Raw genomic sequence first — 24,749 nt, 5'->3', positions numbered from 1 at the left:
ATTTTCCGCACATAAATGAGGAGCTCCCGCACTTAAATCTGTCTGGTAGGCTGACAAAACAGGGAATACCCCCTTCCACAATAAAAGCCAGCACACCTTTTTTCAAAAAAAGGCATACTGGCTTGGGAACCCTATTAAAAGGGGGGCTCACATATAGAATTTACTCTGCGACCTTCTCCAGGTTACCGTTGCGATCCATCTTGAAGCGCGGTGCTTTGGCTTCGCCTTCCTCATCGAATAGTACAAGCTTCCTGGCACGGTTCATAATCTGCATAAGTGTTTCGTAGTCTTCCTGCATCGTGACAGAGTTGTTTTCGAGCTCTGCGACTTTCTTTTCAAGCTCTTTGTTTTCTCTCCTAATCTCAGCGATTTCGTGCTTCAATCTTTGATTCTCGATTTTTACGATATCCGAGTTCATGCTTGTTTGCGCCATGTTCTGCAGGAACGCGATCACTTTTTCGAGTGTGACTTCCCCGCGGAGGCCGGACGGATTCACCATATGCTTACTGGCCGGTGCCTGAGGAGCGGCGGTCTGCTCTTCGGCTTCCTCTGGAACTTCAGCTTCTGCCTGAGCGGCCTTCTGTGAAAGCTGCTCGGTTGCCGGTACATAATCCTCGAATTGGAACTCCATTTCCTCTTCCGCTTCTTCCATTGATAGAGACATAGCATCAAGCTCTTCCATAGAAGGTGTAGGCGGCCTGTATAATAGCTTCTTCTTTCCGCCCTGATCTTTCCCCAGCAGGCGGTGGCGCTGTTTGCGCTGTTTTTTTGCAAGCTGCAGTGCTTTTTCATACTGGTGGCGCACGACTGCATTCCAGCGGAACCCGCAGGCTGCGGATGTGCGGTTCAGTTTATCCCCGACTTCTTCGAATGCGTTCAACTGTGTGCTGCCTTCGCGTACGTGGCGCAGGACCGTTTCGGCTAAAAGCAGATCGTTTTCTTCGGTCCAGGCATCCTGTCTTGTTTTCATCATTCTCATCTCAACTCCCAACTTTTACTTGAAATTTGTTCGTTGGTAAAAGGATGGGCAGTTTTATAGATTTTTATACGAATATGTTAAAAATATTTTGAAGTTGGTAGTTTCGTTGTACATTTCTTCAATTGCCGCTTTTTGATTTCCGTGCAGGACTACGCTTTCCGCGGGTAGCCCGTGAGCCTCCTCGGCTTTGCCTGCGGGGTCTCACATAAGCTACTTTTCCCGCAGGAGTCTTCGTCCTGCACTCCAATCAAACGCTAGAGTTGAGTGTGATGACGACAACTACCACTATTTTTGATGCGGCAGATCTTTTTACTCGCAACCAATTCTTTGTTAAAAATCACCACAACCTGGAAATGACGCTCTCTTGCAAATCGCCCCGGAAAACGGTATTCTAGAAATCGATGTTTGTGTGAAAATAATTGATTCGATAGATAGAAAGGGTTGTTGGCAGGTGGCAAACGAATTTAGGGTTTGCGATGATTGTCAGGCCGTGAATTTAAAGACTTTGATTCCGAAATTAAAAGAGATGGATCCGGATGCACCGATTGATATTGCGTGTCAGTCCTATTGTGGTCCAGGACGCAAAAAGACATTCGCCTTTGTCAATAATCGTCCGGTAGCGGCATTGACGGAAGAAGAATTAATGGAAAAGATCGAAAAGAAAATGAAGAAATAAATGCGTGGTTCAGCAAACTTCCTTTAAGGGAGTTTTTTCTTTTCTCCGCTAAAGGACTGTCCTTTAGTGGTTTAATGCGATGAAAGCCCGTCCCTCCCGAATGTTTACCTGGTGTGTTTAAAGGAAATATTTAAGGGATGGAGAATGTTAAGAGGGTAAATGTTTTGTCAAGATGGTGTAAATGGATGAAATTTTTTTGAGGTGACGGAGTGCCCGGTATGCGTTGTTCAGGGGCCATTTTTATATTTTTTTCGACAAAATTCGAGATGAAGGCCGGGTACAAAGTCGCTATAATAGAAATATGCTAGTTTAGGAAGAGGGTAGAAGATGGAGTATTCCAAGCAGAAATTGCATGAAGAAAAAGTATTCAAAGACCCTGTTCATCGGTATGTTCATGTAAAGGACCGCGTGATTTGGGATCTCATCGGGACGAAGGAGTTCCAGCGCCTCAGACGGGTCAGGCAGCTTGGTACGACGTATCTGACCTTCCACGGGGCGGAGCACAGCCGCTTCAATCATTCACTCGGTGTCTATGAAATCATCCGCCGCATCGTGGATGATGTTTTTGACGGACGCCCGGAATGGGATCAGGGGGAGCGTCTTCTTTCCCTGTGTGCAGCCCTGCTCCATGACCTCGGACACGGGCCTTTTTCACATTCGTTTGAAAAGGTGTTCCACCTTGATCATGAGCATTTCACGCAGGCGATCATTTTGGGCGACACCGAAGTGAATGGGGTCCTTTCGAAAGTCGGGAAGGATTTTCCGAAGCATGTGGCAGAGGTCATCGCGAAGACCTATGAGAACAAGCTTGTTGTCAGCCTGATCTCGAGTCAGATCGATGCCGACCGCATGGATTATCTGCAGCGCGATGCCTATTTTACGGGTGTGAGCTACGGACACTTCGACATGGAACGCATCATGCGTGTGATGAGGCCGCGTGAAGATCAGGTCGTGATCAAGCAGAGCGGGATGCATGCTGTGGAGGATTACATCATGAGCCGCTATCAGATGTACTGGCAGGTCTACTTCCATCCGGTGACGCGGAGTGCGGAAGTGATCCTGACGAAGATTTTACATAGAGCGAAGGAGCTTCATGAAACGGGATACTCTTTCAAGCAGAAACCCCTTCATTTTTATTCACTTTTTACCGGCGATGTCGCACTTCAGGATTATTTGAAGCTCGATGAATCGGTGATCATGTATTATTTTCAGATCTGGCAGGAAGAAGAGGACGGCATCCTGCGCGATTTATGCGAGCGGTTTATGAACCGCAACCTCTTCAAATACGTGGAATTCGATCCTGCGAAGGAATACAAGAAGCACAGCGAGCTTGAGACCCTATTTAAAAAAGCGGGGATCGACCCTGAGTATTACTTGGTGGTGGACTCATCTTCCGACCTTCCATACGATTTTTACCGGCCAGGTGAGGAAGAGGAACGCCTTCCGATCCATCTTTTAATGAAAAACAACGAGCTTCGGGAGCTGTCGAGGGAATCGGATATCGTCGATTCCATCTCGGGCAAGCGCAGAACCGACCATAAATTATACTATCCAGTGGATTTACTATACGACGAATCAACGAAGAAGAATATAAAGAGACAGATACGGACGATTCTGGAACTTTCTTAGAAAAGGCTGTGAGGGTGAATGGCCCGCGCGATCGATGCGCAGGCTTCATCTCGAGGAGAGCCCCGACACCTATGCCAACGGAGAATCGCTTATGCAATACTAGGAGTAGGAGATGACGTACATTGTTGAAAGAACATGCAAAACTGATGAGTGCCTTTTTAGCGTCCGGTGAAGTGGTGGGAAGGAAGAAGCTGCAGAAGATGATCTTCATCGCCAAGAAGCTCGCTTTCCCGTTTCAGGAAAAATTCCAATTTCATTTTTACGGCCCTTATTCCGAGGAGCTGACCCTGCGCGTCGAGGAGCTGTGCAATATGGGGTTCATCTCGGAGGTGCGCGAGAAAAAGGGCGGCTATTACCAGTACCGCTACACCGTCACGAAGGAAGGGGAGGAATTCCTTTCGCTCTATGAAAAGGACATTCCGTCCCTGAAGGACTGCCTCACGGATATGAATACTCAGTCTGCACGCTTTTTGGAGCTTGTTTCAACGGTTTTATATTTTGATAATCTTACAAAAGAAGAAGTCTGCGAGAAGGTCTTCACGCTGAAGAGAAAGCAGAAGTATACCGAAGAAGAAATCGATGAGGCGTTTGCCTATATCGATGGGTTGAAGAAGATAAAGGTTGTTCAATAATTGGATGAAGGGCTGCTCTTAGGGGAAGGGCGGTCTTTTTATTTTAAAAATAGGAGGAAAAACTATATGCAGCATTATGATTTTACGGAGAGAGAGTTGTTTGTGAACAAGTTAAGGAAAGAAGGGAAAACATTTAGAGTCATCGGTGAAACACTTGGAGTAACTGGGAATAGGGCAAATCAAATTCATAAGGTATATAAAAAAAAGGAAAGATACCAATCTGTTGCCCGTGATTATCGAAATGGTGTAAGCAAGGAGACTATTGCAGAGAGGCTCGGATATCCGATGGCTTTGGTTGAATCCTTGATAAGGAGAGGAAGAAATAAAGCTCCAAAGCGATAACTTCAGAGCATCATATTTTTAGATTTACTGATCACTCAATCTCTTTCCGCCAACTGCGTAATGGCCCTTCGTCATTTCTTCAATGAAGACGACGATTTTGTCTTCTGGTGCACCGGTGGTTTCGCTGACGACCTGGGTAACTTTTTCGACGAGGGCTTTCTTTTGGTCCTCTGAACGTCCCTCGAGCATTTTTACGGTAATGTAAGGCATTATGATTCGCTCCTTATCGTTGATTTTGATACAATCGTGGGTAGAACCCCATCTTTACTGTAATCCTGCGGGTGCGGGGAAGCAAGCGTAAGTTGAAAGTCATGAGCAGGACTTTTTCTGTATACTATTGAATAAGAAAGTAAACCATTTTTAAAGGAGTACATAGTTTGGATACTTTTCGCAGTTTTTTTGAATCCATTTCGGTCTTTTCGCTTGAAGAGCTTCCGTTTGTGGTCATTGCATTGGTGCTCGCCTTCACGGTCCATGAGTTTGCCCATGCGTATGTTGCCTATAAATTCGGGGACACGACGGCAAAGGACCAGGGAAGGCTGACCCTGAATCCTGTGCAGCATCTGGATCCGTTCGGGACGATCTTGATCCTGATTGCAGGTTTCGGATGGGCGCGGCCGGTTCCCGTGATGCGTTCGCGCTTCAAGAATCCGCGGCTTGCAGGCATTCTCGTTTCTGCTGCAGGGCCGCTGAGCAACTTCCTGATCGCGTTCATCGCGTTCGGCTTATTTTATTTCTTTGTCGGTGTGACGGGAGGCGGGATTCCTCCGTTCGTCATCGATCTTCTGCAGATGATCGTCGAACTGAACATCCTTCTGTTTGTGTTTAACCTGCTGCCGTTCCCTCCGCTGGACGGCTACCGGATCATCGAGGATCTGTCTCCGCCGAATGTGAGGGTGAAAATGAGCCAGTTTGAACAATACGGCATCCTGCTGTTCCTGATCCTGGTGATCACACCGCTTGACCAATACACGATCTGGCCGTTCTTGAATACAGGCATGAGTGCAACGGGCCAGGCATTCAGCACGATATACGGAACAATCTTTTCAATTTTTAACTAAAGGAGTGGGTTTCGATGGAAAAGAAAAAGAACATCGGATTCAATATCATAAAAAGTGATCCGACGGACGGCCACGGGGGCTACGGTGTCGGATCGCTGAGCCTTGATAATGTTTCTCCTGTCATGATTGATGTCGAAGAAGGGGAAGCGACGATTGAAATCGGTGCCCTGCATGCGCGGAGCCCGATTGAAAAAAGGATCAAATTTACGAATAACCGCGAGGATTCAGCTGGCGGTAAACTGTACTGGCTGATCTGGGTGACGATCGATCTCATGGACGAAGGTCCATATTATGCGGGGGTGACAGCTTGTGAATTGGTGGTCAACCGAGAAAAGCGCAGAGGCTACAAGTCTATGCCTGAGCACGTGAATCATATGGATAAGTCCATCAAGCGTCACATCATCGTTGATCAAATGGACGATAAGTCAAAAGGGGTTCTCGCAGAATTCCTTAAAAACCATGACCAGGGCATGTGGGACCGTTCCAAGCCTGAACTGAAGGAAGCGTTGAAAGCTGAATAAAGGGAAGGGTCCGTTCTTCACTGCGCAATGCAGCGGGGGACGGGCTTTTTATTTTCGACAAAATCCGTACTTTGTGAACAAATTGTGACATTTATTTGAAAGTGACTTTCACATCTTGTACTTCTGTTGGAAAAAAAGTACACTTAAAGCACAGTTTGCACATAAACTAGGACATGAAAGACCCCGGGTTCGCACAAGCCCGGGGTTTTTCGTATTTATAGATGGCTGTTTTCTAAAAGATTGTTGCTCTTCGTAAATAGGCTTGTAACCTGAAAGCAGCTTGTGAACGTGCTCTTTTCGGACTCAAGTTTAAACCAGAGAAGGACGGACAAACCGAAAATACCCAAGTTCCGGTATTTTCTTGTCTGTATAGCAACAAAGGATGCGAAAAGAGCATTATAGAGTGATAGCAGCCGGTTTTGGCCTGGTGGCCTTATACCACTGCAGGCAAAGGATGAAAATGAGGATGATATCGATGGCGTCCCCTCCGTAATACATGAGCATGCTGCCTGCTTGTGCTTGATCTACCGGGACTCCTTGAGGGGGCCGGGCATATATGATCTTTGAAAGGATGCCGTGGGCAGCAAGGGCAGAGAGCAATGCCGCAGCCCGGTATGCATAGCTTTTACGGTGCGGGATTGGGTCGATATAGATCAAACTGACCGTGAAAAGGTAGCCGGCGAGGAATACATGCAGATGGATGAAAATATGCAGGAGGATATTCTCGTGCATCGCACTGTACAGGCTCGTCGTGTAAAGAAGCCACAAGCCCCCTATATTCAGAAACGAAGCAAAAAAAGGGTCGATCAAAACCTTTAGCTGCCTGCTTTTTAACAACAGCGAGAGCTTTCTTGCTTTATCCCTTGGAAGGGTGCGCAATGTGAGCATCATCGGTGCAGCCAGTGCCATCAGGAGCGGAGCAAGCATGCCGAGGAACAGATGCCCGAGCATATGTGTCTGGAAATCGTGATGTGCTTTCTCTGCAAGGGGACCCGCAACGGCAGCAACGGCCAGAAAAATTCCTGCGGACCAGAAAACTGTTCGGTATAATGGCCATTTTTTATAGCGGCGGTTTGTATAGATAACCGCCCACACATAGAGGATCAGGGCACAAACAAAAGGAAGGGCCAAGATCAATTGAGGTCCGGACCCCAAAAGGCTGCGGGCAGCTTCTTCGTGGACGTGATCCGTGCTCATTGGCTGAGTTCCGCCTTTGCCTTCCTGCCTGTATGGATCGTCACCATGATGCCGGCAATCAGCAGTGCGAGGGCAGTGCTATTCCAGATCAAATCGTAAACGAGTACATTTTCAACATAGCGGATTTCATGGATGCCCATGATCTTATGCTGGATTGTACCGTCGTACAATTGGAATCCGCCGGTGCCGAGCAGGACGCCGCCCCACCATCTCTTCTGCCAATAGGCGTTCCTCCGTCTCAGGTCTGCAAAAAGAAAAAATCCGCCGATCGTGGCAAACCAGCTGAATGCATGGAAAAAGCCATCCGATACCAAGCCGACATCCGTGGTGGATCGGTCATAAAAATGATGCCAGTGAAGCAGCTGGTGAAAGACCGTCTCATCAATGAAAGCCACCAGTCCCAGTCCGCATAGAAACCCCGATAACAGATTCCGCACGGAGTAAATGCTCCGTGTTCCCAGAACTTTAACCATCGCCAAACCTCCCCTTGATTTCTTGTCACCATTATTCCCTCATAAAAAAGCGATAAACTAAAGACCGGAAAAACCTCCTTAACGTACATATTCGGAAACATAAGGAAAACTTATGTATGAAGATAATGATCTTCTAATTAACTTATGACAGCTTGCCGGGTACGATGGTAGTAGATTGTTACAAAAAGGAGTGGCAGAGGTGGAGAGGGATATTACATTCAGATTAGCTGCAGAAGAGGACTTGGACCGGATTGTCCAGATGCTTGCGGATGATGTATTGGGAAAAGAAAGGGAACGTTATGAGGATCCACTGCCGGAAGGGTATCTGAAAGCCTTTAAGGCAATCGAGTCAGATACGAACAATGAACTGACAGTGGCCTGCCACGACAAAGAAATCATAGGTGTGATGCAAATAACGTTCACGCCGCATCTTACCCATCAGGGAAGCTGGCGGGCGACAATAGAAGGCGTTAGGACCTCTTCAGCGGTACGCGGTCAGGGAGTCGGCTCCAAGATGATCAACTGGGCGGTCGGTCGTGCCCGTGAACGCGGCTGCAGCCTCGTCCAGCTCACGACAGACAAACAGCGCTGGGAAGCTCTCAGGTTCTATCAGAAACTTGGTTTCACTGCGACACATGAAGGAATGAAAATGAAACTTTAACAGCTGAAGGCCCGTCCCTCAACGCTTTAAAGCGATGAGGGACGGGCCTTTAAATCAGAAGATCCAATCCTTCAGTTTTTTGTACCAAGGTTTACTGTCCTTTTTGGACGGCTGTTTTTCTTTTGGTGCTTCTTTTTCGCCAAGGTGTTCCTTGCAGTATTCGGTCGGTTCAGTGCCCTTCACGAAATAGGTGAAGCGCTGGACGGGGCAATCCTTGGTGGCAAGCTTGCCGTTATGGGGATTGACCGCGACCCCGACGACGCCCTTGGTCGGCTTGAACGCTTTTACGGGTTCGTCCTTCAGGGCTTCCTCCATGAAATGAACCCATATTTTCTTCGCGTAGAGCTTATCGTGGACAAGCGAGATGTCTTTCCCTTTGTCATAACCGGTCCATACCCCCGCTGTCAACTGTGGTGAGAAGCCGATCATCCAGTTGTCGGTGTTGGTCGTCCCGGATTTTCCCGCATAGTGCCTGGTTGCGTCTTTGCGGATCTGGATCCCGGTGACGGTGGAGTAATCATTCAGTTTCGGATCGAAAATCCCGCTCAGCATATGCGTCATCACGAACGCCTTGTCGGGATCCAGGACCTGCTCCTTTTTCACTTCTTTTTCATAAATGACCTTCCCCGACCAGTCTTCGACACGGGTGATGAATACCGGCTTCACTTTGTAGCCGCCGTTGGCGAATAGATTGTAGGCGTTCACCATGTCGATCACTCTCGCCCCCGATGTTCCGAGGGCGGAGGACGGAAATTTTTTGACCGGGGTGGTGAGGCCGAACTTCTCTTTCGCCGTTTTCCCCAGGGTATCCTGACCCATGAACAGATGCGTCTTCACGGCATAGACGTTATCGGAAAGCGCGATCGCCTGGGCAAGCGTGATATCATCATTCGCGTATTTGTTGTTGTAGTTGTGCGGTGCATATTTTTTATTATCGTCAAACGTGAACGTAGTGAGCTCGCTCTTCATCGTCGTTGCAGGTGTGAACCCCTGGTCGAGTGCTGAATAGTACAGGAGCGGCTTGATCGTCGAGCCAGGCTGGCGGATCGCCTGGACCGCCCGGTTGAATGGACTCTCTTCATAGCTCCTGCCCCCGACCATAGCGGTGACGTAGCCGTTCTTCGGATTCATCGAGACAAACCCGAGCTGGATGTCGGATCCTTCCCCAATCTGTTCATCGACCACTTTTTCAGCGATATCCTGGTGCTTCGTGTTCAGCGTCGTGAAGACTTTGAGTCCGCCCATCTCGATCGTCCGCTCATCGAGCCCCAGTTCGGTGCGGAGGATATTTTTCACCACATCCTGAAAATAAGGGGCCGTCTCCACCGTTTGATGCGCGTGTTCCCCGGTGATTTTGAGCGGCTTTGCCTTCGCGATCTCACTTTCCTCTCTCGTGATGAATCCGTCTTCCTTCATGGAATCAAGGATGAGCTCCTGACGATTCTTCGCATGCTCGGCCGATTTGAGAGGCGAATAGTAGGACGGCGCTTTCGGGATCCCGGCGAGCAGGGACGCCTCGGCAAGCGTCAGCCGGTCGGCATCCTTTCCGAAATAATATTGGCTTGCTGCCTGGACACCGTACGCACCATGACCGTAATAAATCGTATTCAGATATCCCTCAAGGATTTCTTTCTTGCTGTAATTCATTTCGATCCGGAGGGTATAAAGGGCTTCTGAGACCTTCCGCTTCCACGTTTTATCATGCGTCAAAAAGAGGTTCCGGGCATACTGCTGGGAAATGGTGCTCGCACCCTGGACCTTGCCCATCGCCTTTATGTCGGCGAGTGCGGCCCCTGCTATCCTCTTTAAATCAAATCCGTAATGCTGGTAAAAATTCTTGTCTTCTATTGAAATTGTCGCCTCGATAAGTGCCGGTGAAATCTTTTCGAGATCCACCCAATAGCGTTTCTCCCCAGTATTCGTCTCGCCGATCACCTTGCCGTCATCCCCGTAAATCAGCGTGGACTGAGGGACCGCAAGCGGAGGGGGACCCTGGAACTTAGCATACGTCAGCACCCCGATCAGCCCGATGAGCATAAGGACAGATAAGAAAAGAGACAAAATAACGGCCGCTCTCACATATTTTTTTGTTTTCTCCAATCCAGCACGAGTCATCAGTTCCATCCCCGATCCCGCCTTCTCCATAAAATAGTTTTCTATGAAAATCCATTCCCGAAGCCCGTCCCTCAACACATTAAAGCGGTGAGGGACGGGCCTTCCCGCAAACTGCAGCTCTATATAATCAGTATGAAAGGTTTGCAGAGATTTTAAACGTACTAGAGATAGAAAAAATTTCACTTGAATTTTTGCTAGATTCCACTATACTTTTTCTCATGTTTGTATTTATCATGATAGGGAAGGATAAAAATGACGTCTGTCCATGACGTTATTTATTTTGTACTCAATATCTGTGATGTTAAGTGACTTTTGCATTTGGAAACCTAAGCTGTTATTGGTTTTCAGTGATAAAAGTGTTTACAGCTAGAATAGACATACAAATTTTTAGTTTGTCCCATTATGTATTAACCGGATCCAGCGTTTGATTGGAGTGCAAGACGAAGACTCCTGCGGGAGAAGTGGCCAATGTGAGACCCCGGAGGCGAAGCCGAGGAGGCTCACGGGTCACCCGCGGAAAGCGTAGTCTTGCACGGAAATCAATAAGCGGCGATTAAGAGCCTATAAAAACAAAGAAGGGAAGTTGAAACAAAATGAGTGAACTTTGGTACACAGAAAAACAAACAGACAACTTCGGAATCACAATGAAAATCAAAAAGACTTTACATACAGAACAAACGGATTTTCAATACCTCGAAATGGCCGAAACAGAAGAATGGGGCAACATGCTCTTCCTTGACGGCATGGTCATGACAAGCCAAAAAGACGAATTCGTCTACCACGAAATGGTCGCACACGTACCATTATTCACACACCCGAATCCTGAAAACGTTCTTGTAGTAGGCGGCGGGGACGGCGGAGTCATCCGCGAAGTGCTGAAGCACCCAAGCGTGAAAAAAGCCGTATTGGTCGATATCGATGGAAAAGTCATCGAATACTCAAAGAAATACCTGCCGGAAATCGCGGGCGAGCTTGAAAACGAGCGCGTCGATGTCCAGGTGGGCGACGGATTCATGCATATCGCGAAAAGTGAAAATGAATACGACGTCATCATGGTCGATTCCACTGAGCCTGTCGGGCCGGCTGTAAATCTTTTCACTAAAGGTTTCTACGCAGGAATCTCAAAAGCTCTTAAAGAAGACGGGATCTTTGTCGCTCAATGTGACAACCCTTGGTTCAAAGCGGACCTTATCCGCCAGGTACAGCGTGATGTAAAGGAAATCTTCCCTGTTACACGCCTGTACACAGCGAATATCCCGACATACCCAAGCGGCATGTGGGCATTCACAATCGGATCGAAAAAACACGACCCAATCGAAGTGCCGGAAGAGCGTTTCCACGAAATCCAGACAAAATACTACACCCCGGAACTGCACAAAGCAGCATTCGTGCTTCCTAAATTCGTCAAAGACCTGACTGAATAATAGTAAGTAATCAAAGACCGGGGTCCCCCGGTCTTGTATTAAATAAAGGAGGACGGGCCTTCGGATGTCCGCCCCCGATAGAGAAAGGTTTGAATATGATGCGTTTTGATGAAGCTTATTCAGGTAATGTATTTATTAAGAGCCACCCTTCATACGAAGAAAGCTCAGTCGTGCTTTACGGGATGCCGATGGACTGGACAGTGAGCTATCGTCCGGGTTCACGTTTCGGCCCGACGCGTATCCGCGAAGTGTCGATCGGACTTGAAGAATACAGTGCCTATCTTGACCGCGAGCTTGAAGAAGTAAAATACTTCGATGCAGGCGATATCCCGCTTCCGTTCGGAAATGCGCAGCGCAGCATCGATATGATCGAGGATTACATCGACCAGGTTTTAGGCGACGGGAAAATCCCATTCGGCATGGGCGGGGAGCACCTCGTTTCATGGCCGGTCATGAAGGCAATCGCAAAGAAATATCCGGACCTGGGGATCATCCATATGGATGCCCACACGGATCTACGCGAAGAGTACGAGGGAGAACCGCTTTCCCACTCGACCCCGATCCGCAAGATCGCCGAGCATATCGGACCTGAGAACGTCTATTCATTCGGGATCCGTTCCGGCATGAAGGAAGAATTCCAATGGGCGAAGGAAAACGGCATGCACATCTCGAAATTCGAAGTGCTCGAGCCGCTTAAGGAAATCCTGCCGACGCTTGCGGGCCGTCCGGTATACGTCACCATCGACATCGACGTACTCGACCCGGCTCACGCGCCTGGAACAGGAACCGTGGACTGCGGAGGCATCACATCCAAGGAGCTGCTTGCATCCATCCACGCGATCGCACACTCCGACATCAACGTAGTAGGCGCCGACCTCGTCGAAGTAGCCCCAATCTACGACAACTCCGAACAAACAGCCAACACAGCCAGCAAACTCATCCGTGAAATGCTGCTGGGCTGGGTAAAATAATATTTTTAAAATAGGATTGCCTGTAAAAAGGTAATCCTTTTTCTTATATTGATGTTTAGAAGGTATGGGTGGCTGTTGATCTTCCTGTCTCAAAAATGAAAAGGGTGGGGAGGTCACTATACACAATTTACGAGGAGAAAAACTGAGTTTATATCCTATCCAGCAGTTGATTGGAGTGGAAGACGAAGACTCCTATCAGAAAAGCGGAGGGGCTTTGCTCAGAGGCGTGTGGCATAAGGCGAATCGGTCACGAAGGCGTTCTTTGCCTTCTTGGCCGGTTTGACTTATGACATGTGCCTCTAAGCCCTGTAGCTGGACAGTTCCTCCCCCAATGAAAAAGCAGGAGGCTCACCAATCGCCCGCGGAATGCGAAGTCTTCCACGGAAATAAACTGCGGCAATCAAAGGGAGGTAATTGTGTTTTTGCGGAGTGATATAACCCGACTTTCACAAACTTCCATCCCAAAACTCACCCCCACTCATTGCATTTTCCCCCAATACTTCTTATACTTAATAAGTTAGAGGAAGACCGTCCACCAAACCGGACGGACAGATTCCAGATCGGACCCTAAATAAGAAAAGGATGTGAGTGGTTTGACAGATTTCAACAGTGAATCCACGCCTGTCAAAATTCACTTAAAAACAACTATCACAGTCGGTGAAGAAAGCGACGCTTTTGAGCTCGTCTCATTCGGGCGATACTATGAAAAAGGGGATGCCTTTTTCCTTAAGTACGACGAAGTCCAGGAAGAAGGGACCATCCACACGATCGTCAAGGTCACCGACACCCAGGCACTGATCCTGAGGAGCGGTGCCGTCAAAATGCGAATGGTGTTCAACGAAGAGGAAGAGATGAACGGTTCCTATGAAAGCGAGCTGGGTACACTCTTGCTTACGACAAAGACTAAGAAACTTTCACATACGAAAAATCTCTCCAAGACAGAAGGGGATTTCAACCTTTCCTATGAGCTGATCATGCAGGGCAGCCCGGTCGGGGATTATGAGATGTCGATCAATTTTAAGGAGGAAGAATAGGCGCATGAATATCGTCGAGAAAGTACAAGAAAACCTGAAATCCGAAATCAAGGCAGCGGTCCTGAAGGCAGGGCTCGCTTCAGAGGACCAGCTTCCGGACATAATCCTGGAGACGCCGAAGGACAAGTCACACGGTGACTACTCCACCAACATGGCGATGCAGCTTGCACGTGTTGCGAAAAAAGCGCCGCGCATGATCGCGGAAGACATCATGAAGAACTTCGATCAGTCTAAGGCTTCCATTGAAAAAATGGACATCGCCGGCCCTGGATTCATCAACTTCTTCATGAACAATGACTACTTGACGGATCTCATCCCGCTGATCCTCGATCAAGATCACGAATACGGCCAGTCTGATGCCGGTAAAGGCGAACGCGTCAACGTCGAGTTCGTTTCTGCTAATCCGACAGGCGACCTTCACCTCGGCCATGCCCGCGGTGCCGCAGTCGGTGATTCACTCTGCAACGTTCTTGAAAAAGCAGGCTATAAGGTTACTCGCGAGTACTACATCAATGACGCCGGGAACCAGATCCATAACCTTGCGAAATCAGTGGAAGCACGCTACTTCCAGGCGCTTGGCCAGGATGTGGCGATGCCTGAAGACGGATATCACGGTGCCGACATCATCGGAATCGGGAAGCAGCTTGCGGAAGAATTCGGTTCCAAGTATGCGGAAGCAAGCGAAGACGAACGCTATAAATTTTTCCGTGAGTACGGTTTGAAAGTGGAAATGTCCAAGCTCCAGAAGGACCTTGAGATGTTCCGCGTGCCGTTTAATGTATGGTACTCAGAAACATCCCTTTACGAAAACGGAAAAATCGACGCTGCGCTTTCCAAGCTTCGTGAAAACGGTCATGTGTACGAAGAAGAAGGAGCGACCTGGTTCCGTTCGACTGAACTTGGCGACGATAAGGACCGCGTACTGATCAAGAACGACGGAACGTATACGTACCTGACTCCTGACATCTCTTACCACCAGGATAAATTCGAGCGCGGCCATGATGTGCTCATCAATATCTGGGGAGCGGACCACCACGGCTATATCCCTCGTATGAAAGCGGCGGTTGAGGCACTTGGTTTTGACCGTGAAAAGCTTGAAGTGGCCGTGATCCAGCTCGTCCATCTTTACAAAAATGGCGAGAAGATGAAGATGAGTAAACGTACCGGTAAAGCCGTGACGATGCGTGAACTAGTGGAAGAAGTCGGCCTCGATGCCGTTCGTTACTTCTTCGCGATGAGAAGCGCGGATACTCACATGGATTTCGACCTGGATCTTGCAGTGTCCCAGTCCAATGAAAACCCTGTATATTATGCTCAATATGCGCATGCGCGTATCTGCTCGATCCTGCGTCAGGCTGAAGAATCCGGTCTTGCATCCGAGGACCGCATCGATCTGAGCCTGATCGGAACGGAAAAAGAAATCGATTTATTGAAGAAGCTCGGTGAATTCCCGCAGATGATCGCTGATTCAGCTGAAAAGCGCACGCCGCACCGTGTCGCGAACTACATCAACGATCTTGCTTCGGCATTCCACAGCTTCTACAATGCCAACAAGGTACTTGATAACGAAAACCGGGAGCTGACAACAGCCCGCCTGGCACTCGTCAAAGCCGTGCGTGTCACGCTCCAAAACGCACTTGCCCTTATCGGCGTAGCTGCACCTGAAAAAATGTAATTGAATTGAAGGCCCGTCACTCGTTGCTTTAACGCAGAGAAGGACGGGCCTTCTTTTTAATATTTTCCTCCTCATAACGTATAATAATGGGTAGACATAGCTTAGGAGGTACCTCATGAAGACAGTTGTGCTGGCCATTGTGACCGGTTTTTTGGTAGGATTCATCTTTGCCCTGTTCAAGCTTCCCATCCCTGCTCCGCCTGCCCTCGCAGGAATCGCCGGAATCGTAGGGATTTACTTGGGATTCAAGGCATTCATGGCAATCCAGCCGTGGATTGAATCGGTGTTTAAGTAACTTTTACATAAAAATAGCTATAAAAGCTCGGACCTCAATGGTTCCGGGCTTTTGTAATTATTTTGAATTTATTGTTCAAAATATATTGAATATTAAATTCAATAATATTAGAATAAAGTCAACGATGATAAAGGGAGGCTATTTATTTTGAAACATTTACTGCAATCAGATGAAGCTGAATCCATATCCCTTGAGGTGGAATGGTCACCTGTATGGGAATCCATCCTTGGCATCTCAGGGTATACACATAAGCAGCTCAGGCACACCTTCGACATGGACAGGGAGTGGGCGGAAGCTTCGTCTTCCATGCCTCCAACCTTGGTGAAGAACCTGAATGAAATCGAAAAAACGAACTTCTGGTACTCCCTCATCATGCTTCAAGATAAATTTTCCGCAGAGACCGTTCAAGATTTTTCGAACAGACTGAATGAGCTTCCACAAGTTGATTTCTATGAAACCGTGCTGCCGTATAAAAGCAGAAATCTTGAGACAATGAGAGTGGAAACAGCTGAACAGCACAAGAAACTTGATCTGTTTGAGCAATACGCTGCCAATTTTGAAGGTCATGAATTTTTAGGGGGATATGTAAGTCATCTTGGACAGTATTCCTGCGAGGAAATCAAGGATTTGCTGATCACCATCATGGGTGAATGGACCAGCTGGATCAGTCAAAACGAAAACTGGGAAAAGTGGGTCAAGGCGCTGGATTATGAGAGTAAACAGCATCGCAGCCTTGATGCAAGAAATCCGGTAGAGGAAATTGAAAGAGTGACCGACGGGGTGAACTACCTCCCGGAACCGGGGGTATGGAAGGTCAAACTGATTCCCCATGCAGCCTACAGGCCGTGGAAATTGGAAAAACGGACCCCGGACACCAAAATTTTTTTCTATCCTTTAAAAGATGATTACCTTGCTTCTCCCGGCGAGCCATCTTCAGAATTAGTCCGCGGCCACAAAGCCCTGGGCGACGAGCTCCGTCTGAAGCTGCTGTACCAGCTTATGAAAGGGCCGTTATCGCTGCAGGAATTGAGTGTCAGGTTTCAAATGTCTAAAACGTCGCTTCATCATCAGCTTTCACTGTTAAAAGCGGCAAAATTTGTGGCCGCCGATAGAGGGGTTTATTCAGTGAACCCGCACAGAATCGAAACATTTTCTGAAAAACTGAATCAATTCCTGGATACCAAATGATGAAGAAATTCTCCAGATCATTCAAGGCGCTTTGGGCAGGGGAAGTCATTTCGGAATTCGGCGGGGCTGCCGGAGGGATCATTAACGGCTTGCTGCTATTTGAATTAACAGGCTCAAAAGAATGGATGGGCATCCTCTGGCTCGTTTACTTCATTCCTTCCTTGGTGTTGCAGGGAATCAGTGCCCCGTTTCTTAACCATGTCGTAAAAGAAAAGATGCTGAAGAGAATTCAATTAATCCGGGCGTTTGCTTATCTTCTTCCTTTAGCAGGCTATCTGACCGGCTCCACAGTTGGAATCATTTCAGGATTGGTCCTGCTGCAATGCCTCTTGGGATTGATACAGCCCATTTATGCCAGTCTATCCTTCTCCTTACTGCCCGATATTTGCAAGGATGATGAGCTCGCAGATGCAAACGGCTTACTCGACGGCACCATCAGGCTGATGAGTTTTCTGGCCCCGGGAGCCACTTCCTTATTACTTGTGGTCAGCCCGATGCATTTCATCTATGGTTTTTCCTCCATCATGTTTCTTGCCAGCTATTTCGCACTATCACGAATCCCTCAAACCAGTGAGAAAAAGGTGGCGGCATGGACAAAGAAGTTCTGGTGGGAAGAGATGAAGGAGGGATACAAAACCTTCTTTCAATATCCCCAACTTTTGCGTCTGACCATCCTTTCCTCTGCTGTACAGTTTGCGGTTGGAGCGGCACTGGTGTTGAGTGTCCCATTCATTCGCAGCGATCTGAATGGTGATGCCTGGCACTATGGGATTTTTTCCGGGGCATTTCCTGTCGGGTATGCTCTCGGCATGCTTTTACTGCCCCGTGTAACGAAAAACGCGCAAACGATGTATTTCGGCTTGATAGGCGGCGGACTTTCCTTCGTGTTTTTATACTTTGTCCACTCCATCCCATTTGCGTGGCTATGTGAATTATTCGGCGGCCTGACCTTTCCCCTTTTCAATGCCCAGAATGCCGCTCAGTTTCAAAGGGAAGCCCCGAGAGACCGCCTGTCACAGCTGAGTGCAGTGAGATTGCTATTTATCAGGGTGACAATGCCATTGGGGATCTTATTTGCCTCTTCTGTGGTGCTGAGTACAAGGCAGAGCTATATGTTAGTTGGGCTGGTCATCGTCATACCGGGATTATATTATTTCGTTACTTCATTTTTCAGGAGAGATTCCCGAATGCATATGGAAGATAACCAGAAGATTGGATGATCAAAAAACCGCCACCTTGTCTAAAAGGCGGCGGTTTTAAATCAAAACTCCAGCACACCCCCGCTGATCCGCTTGACACCGCGGATAGAGGCGAGGTCCTCGGTCAGTTTCAGCATGGCAAGATCCTTATACTTCGCTTCAATCATGAAGTCGACGTCCTGGCCGAATTTCTTAAGGGTTTTGAAAAATGGCTCCACGAAATCGGGGTCAACATAGTCTGCGTGGGAGCGGAACGCCTTATCCGATTTTGGTGAGGAGATATGTATCTTTGGAACAAGGTCGCGCCTGTCCCATGTTTTGAAAATATCCTCAAGACATTCCTCAAGCGGCAGACTGCCAAGGTTCGCTTCATGATGGTGGATATCAAGCACCATCGGTATATCTTCCTTTTGACAGGCGGCAAGCGTCTCTTCCACATTGTACGTCTTGTCATCGTTCTCGAGCGTCATGATTTCCTTCACCTCGGGCGGGATCGCATTCAAGTTTTCGTGAAACCGTTCGAGCGCTGCTTTTTTATCGCCGTAGGTCCCGCCGATATGAATATTGATCACCGCCTCCTTTTCAATCCCCATGTACTCAAGCATCCGGTAATGATATACCATGTCCTTCACCGCATTGTCGGTGACATGCTGCTTCGGGCTTGTGAACAGCGTGAATTGATTTGGATGAAAACTTGCCCTGATCCCGAACGACTTGATGAGATCCCCGAGTTCCTTCCATTCATTTTTAAAAGGAGAATGGAAGTCCCACTCGACATCCGGATGCGTCGCCAGGGGGACGAGGGAGCTCGAAAGGCGGTACAGCTCGATTTCGTGAGCGGCACAATAATAAAGGATCCGTTTAGTGTGTTTCAGATTCTTTCGAGTCACTTCAATCAGCTTCTCCATGCGCTCTTCATGAGGGAGTTCGGTGAACCGTCTGTAAGTCATTGTTTTGGAGGGACTTGAATCCCAAAGGGCAAGGGAATTTGCCACGAATCCCAGTCTCACTTTCATGCTGAATCCCTCCTATAAAAGAATCGAAATCGCAGATGCCACTTTTTCTTTTATGCGTGTGAACACAGAAACGGACTGCAAGTCACTTGCGGTAAGTCTGTCCGATTCCTTAATATCCTTCGCAACTTCTTTTTTTACTATATCAATAAAATTTTTGTCGTATATTAAATTGTTCAGTTCAAGATTGATGAAAAAACTGCGCTGATCGAAATTCGCTGTCCCGATATCACAGAAATGATCGTCGACAATCATGAGCTTCCCGTGATAAAAGCCGTTCATATATTGATATACCAGCGCCCCTTTTTCAAGGAGGGGCCTGAAATAGGGAAATGCCGCCTCTTTCACAAGGGCATGATCCGCCTGGTTCGGTACGATGATCTCCAGCTTGACGCCGCGGTCGAGAGCGGCGAGCAGCTTATCCATCAGATGGCTGGTCGGGATGAAATAAGGGGTCCCGATGACGATGGAATGCTTCGCATCATCGATGAACTCTCCGAAAAACTTCTCGATATTGACGCCCTCCGTGGGGAAAATCTGATGCCTTATCTCACCTTTAGCAGCAGGAGGGAAGTATAAGGGCTCGTTCTTCAATTCCTTCTGTGTCGCACGGTGCCAGTCAATGCTGAACTCGGCTTGAAGATCGAGGACGCCTTCACCTTCCATCCTCATATGATAGTCCCTCCACGGAGATAGTTCCGGCCGGTCATTTTCATCAATATATTCCTTGCCGACATTATATCCCCCGAGATAGCCTAGTTTTCCGTCAATCACCGTGATCTTCCGGTGATTCCTCTGCTGGGAGGTAAAGAAGAGATGAGGAAGCTTCACCTTTTGGGCGAAAGCAACTTCCGCTCCGGCCTGCTTCAGCAGCTTCACCTTCGACTTCGGCACCTGCGAGCTTCCGAGCTGATCCATCAGAAGCCTGACCTCCACACCCTGTTTTGCCTTCTCCTCAAGCACCTCTAAAAAACGGTGGCCGAGATGATCATTCTGGACAATATAAAACAGGATATGAATGGATGATTCCGCATTCTTAATATCATAAAACATTTTATCGAACAACTCCGGTCCGCGGGAAATCAACGTTATATCACTATAACGATCTCCGTAATTCCGTCTCGTGCGCGTCCTTATGAACCTGCTGCGTCCGAGCTTGAAATCGACCACCATCCAGGCGATCAAAACCCCGATAATCAAAATCACATAAACTAACCACATTCGTATCACTCTCTCATCGTCAATAAACTTAGTATGTCCGTCTACTTGCATTGTGTTCCATCTTTTTTTATTCCCTGAAATGACAGGCTTCGAAACCTTAAATCACTACTTTTTGACTATGGGAGAAAAAGGGACCTGCGAACCATCTGATGTTTTTAGATCATGCAGTCATGATTTCCAGGATAGCAGCAGTACTAGCGTTGATTGGAGTGCAGGACGAAGACTCCTGCGGGAAGAGTAGCTAATGTGAGACCCCGCAGGAACGAAGTGACGAGGAGGCTCACGGGCTGCCCGCGGAAAGCGAAGTCCTGCACGGAAATCATAAGCGGTGATCGGAGAGCTTTCTTTTAAAAAAACCGTTGACTGAATGCTCATTCATTATATAATGGACATAAGGATATTTTTCTGAATATTAATTTGGTTTGTAAAAGTTTGAACAAAGGGGAAGTTCATTTGCGAGCCGAAAAAGGGGGAGAGACTTGAGATGAATGGATTACTCATTCTCAATTGGATTGCGTTCATTTTTGTAACCGTTTACGCAGTGAGTCTGTTTGTGTATGTGGTCAAAACGAGAATTGAATATATCAAACTCGGCAAGAAAGTCGAATTCGACAAAAGATTCAAGGAACGCTTCGAAAAAATCATGGTCAACGTCTTCGGACAGAAAAAGCTCTTGAAGGATAAGAAAAGTGGAGCGATCCACGTCATGTTCTTCTACGGCTTCATCTTAGTACAATTCGGGGCAATCGACTTCATCATCAAAGGACTTGCTCCGGGGAACCATCTGCCGCTTGGACCTCTGTATCCGGGCTTCACGTTCTTCCAGGAACTCGTCACGCTGATGATCCTTGTCGCTGTCGTGTGGGCGTTCCACCGACGTTACGTGGAAAAGCTCGTTCGATTAAAAAGAGGCTTCAAATCTGGACTCGTTCTTTTATTCATCGGGGGCTTGATGCTTTCCGTGCTTGTAGGGAACGGGATGAGCCTGATCTGGCATGGTGAGGACCTTGCATGGACCGAGCCTGTTGCGTCAATGATCGGGGGAGCACTGGGTGCGATCGGTGAAACGGCATCCATCGTCATTTTCTACATCGCATGGTGGATCCATCTGATCTTCCTGCTCGCATTCTTGGTGTACGTGCCGCAGTCAAAGCACGCCCACTTGATCGCAGGACCAGCCAATGTATTTTTTAACCGCTTAGACAACCCTGGAAAACTAAAGCCGATCGACTTTGAAGACGAATCGGCAGAAAGCTTCGGGGTAGGAAAAATAGAAGAATTCACCCAGACGCAGATGATCGACTTCTACGCCTGCGTGGAATGCGGACGCTGTACGAATATGTGTCCCGCAACCGGCACAGGGAAAATGCTGTCGCCGATGGACCTGATCGTGAAACTGCGTGATCACCTGACAAATCATGGTGCTGCCGTGACACAGAAAAAACCGTGGGTGCCGACATTCGCATTCAACGGTACAAAAGGAAACCAGCTTGCGATGGCAGGTGCGACACAGGCAGCCGAAGAAGCGGCAGCCGGTGCGGCATACAGCCCATCCCTGATCGGAGACGTCATCACGGAAGAAGAAATCTGGGCATGTACGACATGCCGAAACTGTGAAGACCAATGCCCGGTCATGAACGAGCACGTCGACAAAATCATCGACCTTCGCCGTTATCTGGTCCTTACAGAAGGAAAAATGGATGCCGATGCCCAGCGTGCAATGCAGAACATCGAGCGCCAGGGCAACCCTTGGGGTCTTAACCGTAAAGAGCGCGAAAACTGGCGCGAAGCAAGGGAAGACGTTCACATCCCGACGGTGAAGGAAATGAAAAAAGCAGGGGAAGACTTCGAATATTTATTCTGGGTCGGATCCATGGGTTCATTCGATAACCGAAGCCAAAAAATCGCGCTTTCGTTTGCCAAAATGATGAACGAAGCCGGCGTCAAGTTCGCGATTTTAGGAAATAAAGAGAAAAACTCAGGCGATACTCCGCGCCGTCTTGGAAACGAATTCTTATTCCAGGAGCTTGCGACGAACAACATCGCCGAATTTGAAAAGCATGAGATCAAGAAAATCGTCACAATCGATCCGCATGCTTACAACATTTTCAAAAATGAATATCCGGACTTCGGACTCGAAGCGGAAGTCTACCACCACACCGAGCTTCTTTACGAACTTGTAAAGGAAGGACGTCTGAAGCCGAAGTATGAAGTGAACGAAACGATCACGTTCCATGATTCGTGTTACCTCGGCCGCTACAACGAAGTGTACGATCCGCCGCGTGAAATCCTTAAATCGATTTCCGGCGTCAAACTCGTTGAAATGGAACGGAACAAAGAAAAGGGAATGTGCTGCGGAGCCGGCGGAGGACTCATGTGGATGGAAGAAGACACAGGCCACCGCGTCAACGTATCCCGTACCGAGCAGGCACTTGCCGTCAGCCCGTCCGTCATCAGCTCCGGCTGCCCGTACTGCCTGACAATGCTTTCCGATGGAACGAAAGCGAAAGAAGTCGAAGAAAACGTCTCCACACTCGACGTTGCCGAGCTTCTTGAAAAAGCAGTCTGCGGCGATCATAAAGATGCAGTCGTTGCTTAATAGGTATTGATATGACAGCAGGAGTGAAACAACATAATCAGCATTATGGCGTTTCACTCCTGTTTTATTATTCTAAAATAGTAACTATAGCGAAAAATAAAAACTTTCTAAAAAATCATTACGTTTTACACAATTTTGAAGTACAATGGAAGTAGTGGAAAGGGACGGAATCTGTCCCTTCCTCTTTTGGCATTCGGTCGAGCGAGCGTTCAGTCAAGATCGCGGCAGCCCGTCTGAAAAGCCATTTTTCGTTCTGAATGACGAGTTCTTTATGAACGAGGGAAACACATGATACTTAGAATATTTTTTGAAAGCGTATACAAAATGAAGTACTCAAACTGAAAGAAAGAGGAGAGGATTTACATGGGAAAAACGGTCATTCTAGATGGAGCCAGAACTCCTTTCGGCAAGTTTGGAGGCGGATTGAGCAGTTTTACAGCTTCCGAGCTCGGCGGTTTTGCAGTGAAGGAAGCATTGAATAGAGCAGGTGTCAGCGGTGAAGATATCGACGAGGTGATCCTCGGCACCGTCCTTCAGGGAGGACAGGGACAGATCCCTTCCCGCCAGGCATCGCGTCACGCAGGTATTCCTTGGAACGTAAAAACAGAAACAATCAATAAAGTGTGCGCGTCCGGTATGAGGAGCGTCACGATGGCCGATCAGATCATCCGTGCAGGAGACGGGGAAGTGATCGTGGCCGGCGGAATGGAATCAATGTCGAATGCGCCATACATCCTGCCAAAAGCACGCTGGGGATTCAAAATGGGCGACTCAAGCTTCAAGGACTTGATGGTCCACGACGGACTGACTTGCTCCTTCAACAATGTCCACATGGGCACATACGGAAACGCTACAGCCAAAGAATTTGAACTTTCAAGGGAAGACCAGGACAACTGGGCACTCAGAAGCCACGAGCTTGCGGTGAAAGTGACAGAAGACGGGAAGCTCGGTGAAGAAATCGTGGCGGTGGAAGTGCCGCAGCGCAAAGGCGAACCGGTGGTGGTCGACCGCGACGAAGCACCTCGTAAGGATACATCCATTGAAGTATTGGCAAAACTCGGACCGGTATTCGGCTCCGACGGCACGATCACGGCAGGTAACGCACCGGGAGTCAACGACGGAGCAGCCGCCATGATCCTGATGAGCGAAGAGCGTGCTGAAAAAGAAGGCAAAAAACCATTGGCGACCATCCTCGGCCATACAGCAATCGCAGTGGAAGCAAAGGACTTCCCGCAGACGCCGGGCCTTGTCATCAATGAACTGTTGAAGAAAACAGGCAAATCACTCGAAGAAATCGACCTGTTCGAAATCAACGAAGCATTCGCGGCAGTCGCACTCGCAAGCGGCAAGATTGCCGGTCTCGATCCTGAAAAAATCAACGTTAACGGCGGCGCCGTAGCACTCGGCCACCCGATCGGGGCAAGCGGAGCGCGCATCATTTTAACTCTTGCATACGAACTGAAACGCCGCGGAGGCGGCATTGGGATAGCATCGATCTGCTCCGGAGGCGGACAGGGAGATGCGGTCATGATCGAGGTGCCGAAGCAGTAGGCTTGGGTTGTGGATTAGTAGATTGAGAGAGTTTTAGTTTAGGGTTGGCTGCCTTCAAGCGGGGTGCCTGGAGCCAGGGTCAAATGGTGTATCTTGAGCCAGGCTCGGATAAGGGAAATTGAGCCTGGCTCAAACCGGGTCATCTGAGCCAGGCACTACTTGAAAGTCGGGTGGTGCCAGGAACAAACAGACCATATTGTGCCAGGAACAATCGATGCAATTTGTGCCAGGCACAAAACAAGGATTCTGAGCCAGGCACCGCTCAGAAAACGCCAGTGTACCAGGTACTATCA

General features: G+C 48.3%; 23 protein-coding genes. 16 read left to right on the top strand and 7 right to left on the bottom strand.

Going from position 1 to position 24,749, the window contains the following annotated elements; translation table 11 throughout:
* Positions 1-160: 160 nt before the first annotated feature.
* Positions 161-970 carry an RsfA family transcriptional regulator gene (locus tag AS034_RS17095; protein ID WP_058299535.1) on the bottom strand — a complete coding sequence of 270 codons (810 nt, stop codon included), beginning with the start codon at positions 968-970 and terminating at the stop codon, positions 161-163.
* Between the two features lie 460 nt (positions 971-1,430).
* On the opposite strand from AS034_RS17095, the gene AS034_RS17090 reads away from it, so the two are divergent.
* The 4 genes from AS034_RS17090 to AS034_RS17075 all read left to right on the top strand — a co-directional run bounded on the left by AS034_RS17090 (position 1,431) and on the right by AS034_RS17075 (position 4,258).
* Positions 1,431-1,655 (top strand): YuzB family protein, encoded by a 225-nt coding sequence (locus AS034_RS17090; RefSeq protein WP_032087215.1) that lies wholly within the window; start codon positions 1,431-1,433, stop codon positions 1,653-1,655.
* A 327-nt stretch (positions 1,656-1,982) separates the two neighbouring features.
* The gene (locus AS034_RS17085; protein WP_058299471.1) at positions 1,983-3,284 is read left to right on the top strand and encodes an HD domain-containing protein; all 1,302 of its coding nucleotides are present in this window, start codon (positions 1,983-1,985) and stop codon (positions 3,282-3,284) included.
* Positions 3,285-3,406: 122 nt separating this feature from the next.
* A complete protein-coding gene (locus AS034_RS17080) occupies positions 3,407-3,916 on the top strand; it encodes a YwgA family protein (RefSeq protein WP_058299470.1) in 510 nt (169 codons plus the stop codon).
* Between the two features lie 66 nt (positions 3,917-3,982).
* Positions 3,983-4,258 carry a hypothetical protein gene (locus tag AS034_RS17075; RefSeq protein WP_058299469.1) on the top strand — a complete coding sequence of 92 codons (276 nt, stop codon included), beginning with the start codon at positions 3,983-3,985 and terminating at the stop codon, positions 4,256-4,258.
* A gap of 24 nt (positions 4,259-4,282) precedes the next feature.
* On the opposite strand, the gene AS034_RS17070 is transcribed toward AS034_RS17075, so the two are convergent.
* Positions 4,283-4,468, bottom strand: coding sequence for a 2-hydroxymuconate tautomerase (locus tag AS034_RS17070; RefSeq protein ID WP_058299468.1), 186 nt, complete (start codon positions 4,466-4,468; stop codon positions 4,283-4,285).
* A gap of 167 nt (positions 4,469-4,635) precedes the next feature.
* On the opposite strand from AS034_RS17070, the gene AS034_RS17065 reads away from it, so the two are divergent.
* Together AS034_RS17065 and AS034_RS17060 are read left to right on the top strand one after the other, a co-directional pair.
* Positions 4,636-5,319, top strand: a complete 684-nt coding sequence (locus AS034_RS17065; RefSeq protein ID WP_232353820.1) for a site-2 protease family protein — start codon at positions 4,636-4,638, stop codon at positions 5,317-5,319.
* Positions 5,320-5,333: 14 nt separating this feature from the next.
* Complete coding sequence (locus AS034_RS17060; RefSeq protein ID WP_058299467.1) at positions 5,334-5,840, top strand: YwhD family protein; 507 nt, start codon at positions 5,334-5,336, stop codon at positions 5,838-5,840.
* A gap of 396 nt (positions 5,841-6,236) precedes the next feature.
* Here AS034_RS17060 and AS034_RS17055 read toward each other — a convergent pair whose 3' ends face one another.
* Positions 6,237-7,037: a cytochrome c oxidase assembly protein gene (locus tag AS034_RS17055; RefSeq protein ID WP_058299466.1), complete on the bottom strand. Its 801-nt coding sequence runs from the start codon at positions 7,035-7,037 to the stop codon at positions 6,237-6,239.
* Positions 7,034-7,510 (bottom strand): DUF2243 domain-containing protein, encoded by a 477-nt coding sequence (locus AS034_RS17050; protein WP_058299465.1) that lies wholly within the window; start codon positions 7,508-7,510, stop codon positions 7,034-7,036. The genes AS034_RS17055 and AS034_RS17050 overlap by 4 nt, the downstream gene beginning before the upstream one ends.
* Positions 7,511-7,685: 175 nt before the next feature.
* Here AS034_RS17050 and AS034_RS17045 point away from each other — a divergent pair, with 175 nt between their 5' ends.
* Positions 7,686-8,171, top strand: coding sequence for a GNAT family N-acetyltransferase (locus AS034_RS17045; protein ID WP_419184989.1), 486 nt, complete (start codon positions 7,686-7,688; stop codon positions 8,169-8,171).
* Between the two features lie 54 nt (positions 8,172-8,225).
* On the opposite strand, the gene AS034_RS17040 is transcribed toward AS034_RS17045, so the two are convergent.
* Positions 8,226-10,295 (bottom strand): transglycosylase domain-containing protein, encoded by a 2,070-nt coding sequence (locus AS034_RS17040; RefSeq protein WP_058299464.1) that lies wholly within the window; start codon positions 10,293-10,295, stop codon positions 8,226-8,228.
* 584 nt (positions 10,296-10,879) lie between these two features.
* On the opposite strand from AS034_RS17040, the gene speE reads away from it, so the two are divergent.
* The 7 genes from speE (at position 10,880) to AS034_RS17005 (ending at position 18,093) form a co-directional block, all read left to right on the top strand.
* Positions 10,880-11,710 (top strand): spermidine synthase, encoded by an 831-nt coding sequence (speE, locus tag AS034_RS17035; RefSeq protein WP_032086966.1) that lies wholly within the window; start codon positions 10,880-10,882, stop codon positions 11,708-11,710.
* A 98-nt stretch (positions 11,711-11,808) separates the two neighbouring features.
* Positions 11,809-12,681: an agmatinase gene (speB, locus tag AS034_RS17030; protein ID WP_058299533.1), complete on the top strand. Its 873-nt coding sequence runs from the start codon at positions 11,809-11,811 to the stop codon at positions 12,679-12,681.
* Between the two features lie 584 nt (positions 12,682-13,265).
* Positions 13,266-13,715, top strand: a complete 450-nt coding sequence (locus AS034_RS17025) for a YwiB family protein (protein ID WP_058299463.1) — start codon at positions 13,266-13,268, stop codon at positions 13,713-13,715.
* A 4-nt stretch (positions 13,716-13,719) separates the two neighbouring features.
* Positions 13,720-15,390 (top strand): arginine--tRNA ligase, encoded by a 1,671-nt coding sequence (gene argS, locus AS034_RS17020; protein ID WP_032086964.1) that lies wholly within the window; start codon positions 13,720-13,722, stop codon positions 15,388-15,390.
* Positions 15,391-15,505: 115 nt separating this feature from the next.
* A complete protein-coding gene (locus AS034_RS17015) occupies positions 15,506-15,685 on the top strand; it encodes a XapX domain-containing protein (RefSeq protein WP_032086963.1) in 180 nt (59 codons plus the stop codon).
* A gap of 147 nt (positions 15,686-15,832) precedes the next feature.
* On the top strand, positions 15,833-16,873 hold the full coding sequence (locus AS034_RS17010; protein WP_058299462.1) for an ArsR/SmtB family transcription factor: 1,041 nt from the start codon (positions 15,833-15,835) through the stop codon (positions 16,871-16,873).
* Positions 16,873-18,093 carry an MFS transporter gene (locus tag AS034_RS17005; RefSeq protein WP_058299461.1) on the top strand — a complete coding sequence of 407 codons (1,221 nt, stop codon included), beginning with the start codon at positions 16,873-16,875 and terminating at the stop codon, positions 18,091-18,093. The genes AS034_RS17010 and AS034_RS17005 overlap by 1 nt, the downstream gene beginning before the upstream one ends.
* Before the next feature lie 41 nt (positions 18,094-18,134).
* Here the strand turns inward: AS034_RS17005 and uvsE are convergent, their stop codons facing one another.
* On the bottom strand, positions 18,135-19,088 hold the full coding sequence (gene uvsE / locus AS034_RS17000) for a UV DNA damage repair endonuclease UvsE (protein ID WP_058299460.1): 954 nt from the start codon (positions 19,086-19,088) through the stop codon (positions 18,135-18,137).
* Between the two features lie 12 nt (positions 19,089-19,100).
* Positions 19,101-20,306 (bottom strand): cardiolipin synthase, encoded by a 1,206-nt coding sequence (gene cls, locus AS034_RS16995; RefSeq protein ID WP_058299459.1) that lies wholly within the window; start codon positions 20,304-20,306, stop codon positions 19,101-19,103.
* Between the two features lie 484 nt (positions 20,307-20,790).
* On the opposite strand from cls, the gene AS034_RS16990 reads away from it, so the two are divergent.
* Both AS034_RS16990 and AS034_RS16985 read left to right on the top strand, forming a co-directional pair.
* On the top strand, positions 20,791-22,905 hold the full coding sequence (locus AS034_RS16990) for a 4Fe-4S dicluster domain-containing protein (RefSeq protein WP_058299458.1): 2,115 nt from the start codon (positions 20,791-20,793) through the stop codon (positions 22,903-22,905).
* 363 nt (positions 22,906-23,268) lie between these two features.
* Positions 23,269-24,456: an acetyl-CoA C-acetyltransferase gene (locus AS034_RS16985; RefSeq protein ID WP_058299457.1), complete on the top strand. Its 1,188-nt coding sequence runs from the start codon at positions 23,269-23,271 to the stop codon at positions 24,454-24,456.
* The last annotated feature ends 293 nt before the right edge of the window (positions 24,457-24,749 follow it).

Origin of the sequence: [Bacillus] enclensis (assembly GCF_001456935.1) — a bacterium.
GTDB classification, from domain to species: domain Bacteria; phylum Bacillota; class Bacilli; order Bacillales; family Bacillaceae_B; genus Rossellomorea; species Rossellomorea enclensis.
The sequence above is the reverse complement of the archived record's forward strand: the minus strand, read 5'-3'. Positions and strand labels throughout refer to the sequence as shown.

Bases quoted from the DNA above. Each gene is read 5' to 3' on its own strand.
- AS034_RS17095 (WP_058299535.1), bottom strand. From the start codon at position 970: ATGAAAACAAGACAGGATGCCTGGACCGAAGAAAACGATCTGCTTTTA.
- AS034_RS17085 (WP_058299471.1), top strand. From the start codon at position 1,983: ATGGAGTATTCCAAGCAGAAATTGCATGAAGAAAAAGTATTCAAAGAC.
- AS034_RS17075 (WP_058299469.1), top strand. From the start codon at position 3,983: ATGCAGCATTATGATTTTACGGAGAGAGAGTTGTTTGTGAACAAGTTA.
- AS034_RS17070 (WP_058299468.1), bottom strand. From the start codon at position 4,468: ATGCCTTACATTACCGTAAAAATGCTCGAGGGACGTTCAGAGGACCAA.
- AS034_RS17060 (WP_058299467.1), top strand. From the start codon at position 5,334: ATGGAAAAGAAAAAGAACATCGGATTCAATATCATAAAAAGTGATCCG.
- AS034_RS17055 (WP_058299466.1), bottom strand. From the start codon at position 7,037: ATGAGCACGGATCACGTCCACGAAGAAGCTGCCCGCAGCCTTTTGGGG.
- AS034_RS17050 (WP_058299465.1), bottom strand. From the start codon at position 7,510: ATGGTTAAAGTTCTGGGAACACGGAGCATTTACTCCGTGCGGAATCTG.
- AS034_RS17040 (WP_058299464.1), bottom strand. From the start codon at position 10,295: ATGGAACTGATGACTCGTGCTGGATTGGAGAAAACAAAAAAATATGTG.
- speE (WP_032086966.1), top strand. From the start codon at position 10,880: ATGAGTGAACTTTGGTACACAGAAAAACAAACAGACAACTTCGGAATC.
- speB (WP_058299533.1), top strand. From the start codon at position 11,809: ATGCGTTTTGATGAAGCTTATTCAGGTAATGTATTTATTAAGAGCCAC.
- argS (WP_032086964.1), top strand. From the start codon at position 13,720: ATGAATATCGTCGAGAAAGTACAAGAAAACCTGAAATCCGAAATCAAG.
- AS034_RS17015 (WP_032086963.1), top strand. From the start codon at position 15,506: ATGAAGACAGTTGTGCTGGCCATTGTGACCGGTTTTTTGGTAGGATTC.
- AS034_RS17005 (WP_058299461.1), top strand. From the start codon at position 16,873: ATGAAGAAATTCTCCAGATCATTCAAGGCGCTTTGGGCAGGGGAAGTC.
- uvsE (WP_058299460.1), bottom strand. From the start codon at position 19,088: ATGAAAGTGAGACTGGGATTCGTGGCAAATTCCCTTGCCCTTTGGGAT.
- cls (WP_058299459.1), bottom strand. From the start codon at position 20,306: ATGTGGTTAGTTTATGTGATTTTGATTATCGGGGTTTTGATCGCCTGG.
- AS034_RS16990 (WP_058299458.1), top strand. From the start codon at position 20,791: ATGAATGGATTACTCATTCTCAATTGGATTGCGTTCATTTTTGTAACC.
- AS034_RS16985 (WP_058299457.1), top strand. From the start codon at position 23,269: ATGGGAAAAACGGTCATTCTAGATGGAGCCAGAACTCCTTTCGGCAAG.